This window comes from Niastella vici (assembly GCF_002077945.1).
Taxonomy (GTDB): domain Bacteria; phylum Bacteroidota; class Bacteroidia; order Chitinophagales; family Chitinophagaceae; genus Niastella; species Niastella vici.
Window position 1 is genome coordinate 19,746 of record NZ_LVYD01000089.1, and the last position, 10,532, is coordinate 30,277.

The following is a 10,532-nucleotide window of genomic DNA, read 5'->3' on the forward strand; positions in this document are numbered from 1 at the left end:
ACCTGACTACATTTTTATCGCTACTATTTTCCCCTGATAGGAAATTACTTCGTTGCTCCTGGCATCAAAATCGAGTTGCTGAGCTCTATTGGGTGTGATGAGATTGATACGAAACGTTCTTTTTTGCGGCATTCCAATGAACGATCCTTTTCGATCGCCAATGGTAATTGTTTTTGTTGCTTCGCTGTATTTTATTGGAATGATGGTGAAATCGCCCTTTTCATAATTGTAGTTGGTTCCTTCATCTTCGTACAGGTCAAAAGCAGCATCTGCACCGGTGTAAATATTAAGGGTAACGGTATCAGCCGGTTTTTCGGCAGTGTATTGTAATTCGGGGCCAAAAGGAATGATAGAACCGGCTTTTACAAACACCGGTATGCGTTCATAAGGAGCTGCTGCATTTATTTTCTGGCCGGCCTTAAACCACTTTCCGGAATAGAGATCATACCAGCCCGCGCAATTGGGCAAATAGAGTTCACGTTGGGTTTGTTTGTATTCATACACCGGATTTATAAGCAACGAAGGACCGAACATATACTGATCGCCGATGTTCAGCACGGCAGTATCCGATGCAAAATCCATCACCAGTGCACGCATAATGGTGTAGTTCCTGTGATAGGTTGCACCGGCTAATGAATAGATATAAGGGAGTAACCGATAGCGTAGTTTATCGTAATAAAGAAAACTCCTGTAGGCGGCATGGTCATCCGGGGCTATGTTGAATATTTCCCGGTAAGGGAATTGTCCATGCGACCGGAACAAAGGAACAAATGCGCCAAACTGATACCAGCGTGTATTCAGCTCCCTCCATTCTTCCAAACTTTCTGCATCAGGTTTTTCAAACTTTTCAGGTACAACAAATCCGCCGATATCCATTGTCCAGTAAGGCAGCCCCGACAGGGAGAAATTAATACCCGCAGTAATTTGTGTTTTCATGTCCCGCCAGGTAGAACCAATATCTCCGCTCCAAATGGCAGCGGCATATCGTTGCGAACCTGCAAAACCGGAACGAGTGAGCAGAAATACTCTTTTATCAGGATCGGTTGAACGTTGACCTTCATAAATACCTTTTGCGTTTTGTAAAGGATAAGCATTCAGGTATTCGGCTGCACTTCCCAACGCGGTTGGGTTCATTTGAAGCTTTCTTCTTTCCGGGTCAACATTGGAAAGAATATCCGGTTCACTGGCATCCATCCACCAGGCATCAATACCTTTCGTATATATTTTTTTATGGATAAGGTTCCAGAAACCCTTACGGGCATTTTCATTGAAGGCATCATAGAATGTGGAAACATATCCCTTACCGATCCAGTCTCTTTGCCTGTCGGCAATGTTCCTTTTGTACAACCAGCCGTTCTTATCAAATTCGTTGTAGGCTGAAATGCCCTCATAAAACTTTGGCCAAACTGAGATCATGATCTTCGTGTTATACTTTTTATGCAGCACATCGATCATGCTATCGGGATTGGGAAAGCGGGTTTCATCAAAATCCTGACTGCCCCATTCGGCTTCCCGCCAGTAACTCCAGTCCAACACGATATTGTCAATAGGAATTTTTCTTTTCCGGAATTCATCCACAGTTGACAAAATTTCATCCTGCGTTTTGTATCGCTCGCGGCTTTGCCAGAAACCCAATGCCCATTTTGGAACGATGTGTGCCTTACCGGTAAGGTTGCGATAACCTGAAATCACTTCATCCATGTTATTGCCATAGATAAAATAATAATCTATTTGCTTACCCGCTTCTGAAGAAAAACCAAAGCTGTTTTGCTCAGCAGCATTCAGGGGTTCCTGCCATTTTAAAGAAATATAGGATGCGCCGCCTTCGGGGACCCATTCAATTTTAACAGGTATTTTTTCTCCTTTTTTAAAATGGAAGGGAATCAATGCAAGTGCGGGGTTCCATGCCTTTCGCCAATGATCCAGCACCAATTTTCCATTTAGCCAAACTTTCAATGAGCCGCCGAAAGTGAACCGGAACTGATGAAGGCCTGAAAGGTCACTGGCAAGGTTGCCTTCCCAGGTTATTATGCCTGATGATGGCGAAAACTCGGAGGGAAGCCCTATCCTTGTATCATCCAGGTATCCCATATCAATACCAGATACAGCTCTTTCAGCAATAACCTCGCTGGGGTGTAACCTGTTGTTGGCATATGAAGCCGTAAGCCACCCTGCTTCTCCCTTTTTTGAAAAAAGCTGCAAAGAAGAAAGGGGATGAAGTGGCCTGGTATCGCCACCCGTTGTATGCGAATAATTGTCCCAGAGTATACCATAGTTTTTGCAGGAGATCAAAAAAGGAACGGCAACTTCTGTATTGTTTTGAAAAAGATCTACTTGTTGTCCCCTGTAATTACATATGCCATCCTGATGCTGGCCAAATCCGTACCAGGCATCATCAGGCGTTGTTTGAAAAGTTTGCGTAAGCCTGAAAAGCCGTTTTCCCTCAAAAACCGTAGGTTGAAAATGTCGCCCAAGCGGCATTTTTTCACCCAGTATTTTTTTGCCATCTCTATTCAGGAAGTTGATAGTTCCCGCTTTCAGATCAACAATGGCGGTAATGCTTTTGGTTTTTAGGGTCACGCTTTCTTTCGAAGAAAAGGTATTCCAGGAAAGACCGGTTCTTTTACCGTAGATGGTGACCAAACTTTGAGTGGGTGCAATTTCATTGCCAGGGGTCGCAATAACTCTTATTATATTATCTGCAATCACCTCAAGCTTAACTGCATTGGAAGTACCCGTAACCAGCGGATCCGTGAAAACGATTATGCCATCGGGCGTTGTTATATATCCGGGTGGAGCTGCCAATAAAGCGTTTAACAAAGAAGAGGTCAGCAAAATAACCAGCAACAGTCGTATTTTCAAATAAAGCATACAATCGTTTATTGAATGCTGTAAAACTATTGCTGTGCTGTTTAAAGCAGGGGGGCCGAATGGTGCAGATTATGGCATAAAATGATGCAAAGACCTGATTTTCATACTAGTTTATTCAACAGGGAGGTTCTTAAGCGTTTTTGTCTTTTTTATTGGCAACGTATTGCGAAGGAGTAACCTTAAATTCTTCTTTGAAAGATTTAGTGAAGTTCTTCGGGTTATTGAATCCCACTTCATAGGCAACTTCGGCAACTGACATGCCGCTTTTTTCCAACAATTGAGCAGCTCTTTTCAAACGGATCGAACGAATAAACTCTGATGTAGTTTTACCGGTCAATGAATTAATTTTCCTATATAGGGTTGAACGGTCCATATGCATGTCACGACTGAGATCCTCTACGGAAAACTCGGGGTTATCCATGTTTTTTTCAATAATTTCCAAAGCCTGCTTCAGGAACTTTTCGTCGACTGGTGTTATGGTTACCTCTTCCGGATTGACTTCAATCTGCTTTTGAAACCGCTTCTGCAATAATTTTTGCTGCGCCAGTAAATTCCTGATGCGGGAAGCCAGGATTTCAAAAGTGAAGGGTTTGGTAATGTAATCATTCACACCAACCTTCAGCCCCTCCAGTTGTTTTTCCTCACTTCCCATGGCCGTAAGCAATATAACCGGAATATGGGCGGTAATAGTTTCCGTTTTAATTTTCCTGGCCAGCTCCACCCCGTCCATTAAAGGCATCATGATGTCGCTCACTATAAGATCAGGATTGAGCAATACTGCTTTTTCCCAGCCTTCTTTTCCGTTCGTGGCTTCTTCAATATGGTATTGTTCTTTCAGATTGTCTTTTAAATAAAAACGCAGGTCTTCATTGTCTTCTACCACCAATATTGTTTTCTTCTTATCACTCTTTTTGCTTTCTTCCAATTGTACCGGTTCCGCATTTTCTACCGGCCCGGCATTGGCTATGGCCCGGGTTGAAGCATCATAGACCTTTTTTGCAGGAAGATAAACGGTGAAACTAGAACCTTTCTCCGGTTCGCTTTTTACGGTTATGATGCCGTTGTGCAATTTTACAAACTCTTTTGTGATGGCCAGGCCAATACCGGTTCCCTGGTTCACCATGCTTTCAGGAACATCCGTTTGAAAGAACCGCTCAAAGATCTTTTCATGCTTATCGGCAGGAATTCCAATGCCCGTATCTTTTACTTCTATGGCAAGCGTACCATCGCCTTCATTATTTACAGGCGGGCTATAAATAAGGTTGATGCCGACCCTTCCTTTATCATGGGTATATTTAAATGCGTTGGAAAGCAGGTTGAACAGGATCTTTTCTATTTTATCCTTATCAAAATAAATTTCGAGGCTGTCAATGTTAGCCGAGAATGAGAACTGAATCGACTTCTTTTCCGCAATATCCATAAACGAGTGACTGATGTCCCTGCTGAACCCTATAATGTCGCCAATTGAAGGATGCAGTTTTATTTCCTGCACCTCCATTTTCCTGAAATCAAGCAGTTGGTTTACCAGGTTCAATAAACGTTTGGCATTACGTTGAACAAGATTTAATTGATTTTTCTGGTCTTCATCAGTAGATTGTTTAATGATGCGGTCTAATGGCGCAATGATCAGGCTCAGTGGCGTACGAAATTCGTGACTTACATTTGTAAAGAATTTTGTCTTCAACTGTTCCAGGGCATGAGCCCTTTCTGCTTCCTTTCGTTGTTGTTGCACTTCAAATCGCATATGTATTCTCTCCAATGCAATGCGCCGTATAACCAGTAATAAGACGGCAGCGATCAATGTATAAATAATATAGGCGATGGGAGTTCGCCAAAACGGTGGCAGAATATTGATCTGCAAAGTTTTTATCTCACTCCACAAACCATCCTTTTTCAACACCTTTACTTTAAAAGTATAATGGCCGGGATTAAGGTTTGTATAAGTGGCCCGCCGCTGACTTCCATCCGCATACAGCCAGTCTGAGTTAAATCCTTCCAGCATATATGCATACTTATCGCGATTGCTATGGGTAAAATCAAGCGAAGCAAACTCAATGGAGAAAACATTTTCAGTATACTTCAGGTCAATACCGGAAAGCTTTGATAAAGATTGAGCCAGTAAAACCCTGTTATTGATCAGCTCGCCCGGTTGAACATTTTTATTTAAGATCTGCAAACCGGTGAAAACAACTTTAGGATTATAAACAGGCTTACCGATTTTTTCAGGATCAATAATATTGAAACCGGATGGTCCGCCAAAAAACAATTCGCCGGCCCGCGTTTTGAGGGCTGCATTGTCATTGAATTCACGGTTTTGCAGATTGTTCGTTTCATCATAATTAATGATAGAGAGAACAAGTCCGTTTTTGCTTTGTTCCGGAATGACATTACATAATCCGTTAGGCGTGGAAAGCCAGAATGTTTGATGATTGTCTTCAAGAATGTTCAGGATTATATTATCGGGAAGACCCTCTGCTGTTGTAAATGTCTGAAATTCTTTAGTTTGCTCATTAAACAAATTCAACCCTTCACGGGTACCTACCCAAATCCTTCCCTTGCTGTCTTCAAATAAACAGATAACGTTATTGTTGCTTAAACTGTTTTTATCATTTTTGTCCTGATAATAAACAACAGTGGCTTTAGCTTTTTCAATAACGGCAACCCCTGCAGCTGTACCAACCCATAAATTACCTTGCCTGTCTTGCAGAATGCCAGAAATATATTTTGAAAGTAAGGGGCTTGACTGGCCTTCATTATATGGGTTACGTATAAACCGGTTCGTCTTTCTATCCAGCAGTTGCAATCCTCTGCCCAAAGTACCTATCCATAAATGCTGTTCCCTGTCTTCAAATATTTCCCACACATTGTCATCTGCCAAACTGGAAGAATCATGTTCATTATACCTGTAATGCGTGAACGTTTTTCCGTCGAACCTGTTGAGACCACCTAAATAAGTGCCAATCCAGAGAATATCTTCATGATCGATCCACAAGCTGACAATTACATTATTGCTCAGGCTGTTTTTGTTGTTTGGGTCATGCAGGTATTGTTTGAAAGTATTATTTTTTCTATCGAAATAAATCAATCCTCCCCCATTGGTCCCAATCCAGATATTGCCCAACCTGTCTTCAATAAAGCGGTTTACATCATCGTACTGAAGGCTTTTTGTATTTAATTCCTGGTGATGATAATACTGAAATTGTGTTACGTTGCTGTTTAAATAATTTATACCCTGCTTGTAAGTTCCCACCCATACAATTCCATTATCATCTTTATACATTGTAGTGATAGCGTTCTGACTAAGGCTTTTGGGTTCTTTGGGATCATTCAACAGATAAGTAGTCCTGAAGTTGTTTCTTTTGTCCATTAGCGTAACACCTCCATGGTCCGTTCCTACCCATATCAAACCATTGTTATCCTGGAGGACCCGGCTTACTGCATCTGAATTTAACCTCGCCGGAACCGAATTTTTATCAAATTGCCTGATTGAATTATCCTGCGGATGAAAAAGAAAAAGGCCGGAGGTATAATACCACAGCCAGAGATCTCCATCGTTGTCTATAAAAAGATTATTGTAATTGTCCCCTTTCTTCACTTTCTGAAAAGCAACGCTGGAGAAAATAATTTTATTCAATGCTATATCATATTCCTGCAAAAACCCGTTCTGATACACTATCCATAATTTCCCGTCTTTTGTTTCGTTAACGGAGGTTATTTTTTCGGAAGAGAATGCATGCTGCTGCGTGACTGGTTTTGCGCTTTTGTCATTAGTTGAATACAAATACAGATCCAGGTTATCGTATTGGAACCAATACCTGCCATTGTTCCCTTTTACGATATTCGCAATGTTACCAGCAGGCAAACCAAGCCTTTGCAAATAGGCGTAATAATCGGTATTAAATTCTTCTGTATCCGGGTTATAAATACAGGCCCCTCCCACTGTCAATACCCACATCTTTCCATCGGGCAGTTCATACAGTGACAGTATATTATTATCAGGCAAGGAAGCGCTTTCATTGTGATTTTTTCGAAAGATCCTGCAGGAATAGCCATCATAGCGATTGAGACCCGACATGGTACCAAACCATAAAAAGCCCTCCCGGTCTTTTAATATGGCATTGACCTGGTTATGTGAAAGGCCGGTATACGTATCGAGTTTGGAAAAATTATAGTACTCACTTTGAGCAAAAACAGCAAGAGACAGTACCAGTAAAACAATCGAAATAAGAAAACGCATCACAACAAGTTTAACTTAGCCAGATTTTGCCCTATCAGCCCGCAACTTCAATCCGTATTCCGGCAAAACCGGCAATTAAGTTAACAAATGAGCGGGATTAAAATATATTATGTTCTGCTATTATAAAATTTAAATAGTAGACTAATACGGTCGTCTTTACAAAACATTGAAAATGAACACCCTTCCATTCACTAATGGTGATCGTGGTGTCCCAGTTCAACTCTTTTTCTGATCTCTTTCTGATTACGGAAGATAACCACCTCGGTATTGACGCCAATAACCGACATGCTCGCGGCTAACAGATCATGCAGATCATTAATGGTTTTATTATTGAATGACAAGATCACATCATTGGTCTGCAAAAACCGGGCTGCTTCCGCTCCGGGGTTTACTTCAACAACCAACACGCCCCTTTCGCTATCCATCCCGGTCGCCGAACGTTCGCCCTGCGTAGTCATTTTTTTTACTTTGGCCCCCATAAAGTCAATGATCTCATTGTCACTCGATTTATGCATAGTTATAATTGAAGGAACCGGCATTTTTTTGGCCAACACCTTTAAACCGGATGATACCACCCCGAAACTGTCCATAGCAAAATTTTTGAAACCAACCGAAAAGGCTATAGAACCTTCTTTTAACCGAAAATCCAGCTTTTCCGGATCCATAAAAAACAGCTCTCCCCAAACAGAATTTTTATCTGTTCCCCTGCTCTGTGCGGCCTTAAGCGAAGCCGGATCAGGAAACACATTGTAATCTGTTTCTTTACCCCAAACATTTATATTAATTGGCAGGTACCCGGCTGACACAATGTTGTGGCGAAACACATCATTACTGTTTTTAAACCACACATGCGGATGAAAAGTGTTATTGATCATGATATTATTTTCAACAACACGATTCACCCCTTCGCGAAGTTTTATGCCGCCATTCAAACAAAGGTTATTGTAAATAATATAATTACCTGAGCCATCATCGAGGTCAATGTCCCAGCCATGATCGCAACGCATCCGGTTGTTGCGCAGAATAATTGGTTTTACCACATCAAGCATGGCAAGATCGTAGTTAGTTTCTACGATGGAATCAAGTATTCTTTTATCAGGGTGCCAGTAACGGTCGCGCCCCCATGAATTAAACGATCCGTGGTCACCACTTTCTTTCACGGTATTGAAAACATCATTGTACTCGATGATATGGCCGCCCCATGTGCCTTCACTTACATTGATGCCGGCACGAGGTACATCATAAATAGTATTATGCCTCACTATAATGCTTTGGCACATAGACAACTCCACGCCTGCCGATTGCTTTTCGACCAGGCCTGCATCAAATAGCAGGTTATCATACACCTTACATGCTGCAGGGTAATTATTTGTTTTGGGGCCGGGAGTACGGTCAATCAGGTCAGGACGTACAAATTCATTGTATTCAAAGCTTGGTGAACGTACGGCATTGGGATCGCCAACGAAGCATATAGCACTGGCGCCTATATTTGAAATAAGACAGCCTGATACGGTGCAACTACGGTTATATTTATTGAAGAATATTGCATTGCCCCCCAGGTTGGTGAGTGTACAATTCTTAAGCGAACAATTAACTGCTCCGTCATAAAGCACCGCTCCGCCGCGATAAATGGTCCAATCGCTGCGCAGCAAGGGTTCCTTATTTTGCATGAATGTTCGCAGCGTTTGAGTAAGCGTCAATCCTTCGATGGTAATATTGCTTACCGGATCTTTCTCAGTTCCTTTGAATTCAAACAAATGAGCGATCTGCGGCGTTTCAAATTTTGCGGTTTTGAGATCAATATCCGCAGGAGGATAATAATAAAGCGTTCTTGTATTCTTATCGTAAAACCATTCATTAACGGTGTCGAGTTCTTCAAAGATATTTTCAACAAAACGATGTTTTTCATGCATCCCCATCCGGCGATTGTTTTGCCAGCCACCTTCAAGGGCCAGTTCGTTCTGGTCGTTTTTCCCCGTAATGAGATAATGAAAATCGCCCCATTCAGAACGATGCAAAGCATGCACATAACCACCTGCAGGCGATCTCCACCGGGCAGCTCTTTCTTTGCTGATGGCATCGGCAGCAGTTCCACCGAGAAAGCGTGCAGTGGAATCGAAATTCGGGTAACGGGCCATCCGTTGTAATTGCCCATTGACAAACAATTCATCAAATAGGAGGTCCTGCTTTATAGCAGCTTTCCAGATCCCATTTTTGTATTTTTCCCATTTCAGATCTAAAGCAACCCCGCCGCTAATAACTACTTTCTGGCTTTTACTACCGGTAATGGTAAGTGTTTCGTTTTCCCTGCGTGTATCTTTGGGCGTAAAAACCACGGGCTGTTTTAAACGATAAGTGCCTGCTAAAAGATAGATCACTACCGGCCCGGATGTTTTACGCACTTCAGCCAGGGCCCTGCCAATGGATGCAAATGGTCTATTTGGTGTTCCCCTGTTGGCATCATTACCTTTTGTAGAAACATACAACTTTGTTTGCGCAAACAAAATTGCCGGCCACCAAAGCACAAGTGTTATTATTATTTTTTTGATCCTATTCACAATAGTCGAAAGATTTTGCATTATGCCAGGGCTGTTATTCTGATTTTATAATGATTCCGGCCTCTTTTATTGTTTCGGAAGAAGCTTTCAACCTGATCTCTCCGGCTTGTTTATCAGATTGTACCAGCACCAGGCAATATCCATTGAAGGCCATTCGCTGGTTTGCTTTATCCGGTTCATGGCTGCTGGGATTGCCATTGCCTGTACCAATTATTTTCCCGGGGCCTTCGAGTGAAAACTTTACCAAATTATCTGCCGTGGGCACTACCCTGCCTTTAGCATCTTTTATTGTTACCTTTATAACAGCCACATCGCAGCCATCGGCTTTGAGGGTATTGCAATCACTATTTAATGCTACCTGTGCCGGTGCGGTGGTTGTTTCCACCATATCTTTAGCCACTAATTTTCCCTTATTATACCCACGGGCTTCCAACCTGCCGGATTGATAAACCAATTCCCATTCCAGCTTCGTGTAAGGAATTGTTTTTTTCTTTCCCATACTTTTTCCATTCAGGAATAACTCCACCTCTTCACAGTTGGTATAGCATTGCACCTTTTGAAGCTTGCCCTCTTTCCCGGGCCAGTTCCAATGCGGGAACAGGTGAACTACCGATTCGTTGGTCCAGGCAGCTTTATAAGCATAATACCCATCTTTAGGGAAACCGCAGATATCCATAATGCCGAAATGCGACGATACACAGGGCCATTGGTAAGGTGTTGGTTCTCCCCTGTAATCGAATCCGCTCCATACGAATGTGCCGCCAAGGAATGGATATTTTACCACGTCGGCCCAATCTTCTCCCGGAAATGGCCCCCAGTTGGGTTCCCATTTCTGTAAGTTCCGGGTAGAGCGGTTCGTTGCCTCC

General features: G+C 42.4%; 4 protein-coding genes. All 4 read right to left on the reverse strand.

The window, feature by feature from the left end; translation table 11 throughout:
* Nucleotides 1-6: 6 nt before the first annotated feature.
* Nucleotides 7-2,862 (reverse strand): glycoside hydrolase family 31 protein, encoded by a 2,856-nt coding sequence (locus A3860_RS34195; protein ID WP_081155086.1) that lies wholly within the window; start codon nucleotides 2,860-2,862, stop codon nucleotides 7-9.
* 139 nt (nucleotides 2,863-3,001) lie between these two features.
* Entirely contained in the window at nucleotides 3,002-7,108 is a 4,107-nt protein-coding gene (locus A3860_RS34200) for a two-component regulator propeller domain-containing protein (RefSeq protein ID WP_081155081.1), read from the reverse strand.
* A gap of 191 nt (nucleotides 7,109-7,299) precedes the next feature.
* Nucleotides 7,300-9,666, reverse strand: coding sequence for a right-handed parallel beta-helix repeat-containing protein (locus A3860_RS34205; RefSeq protein ID WP_216823572.1), 2,367 nt, complete (start codon nucleotides 9,664-9,666; stop codon nucleotides 7,300-7,302).
* 34 nt (nucleotides 9,667-9,700) lie between these two features.
* Nucleotides 9,701-10,532: DUF4982 domain-containing protein (locus tag A3860_RS34210; protein WP_143774407.1), on the reverse strand; the 832-nt coding region annotated here is incomplete at its 5' end.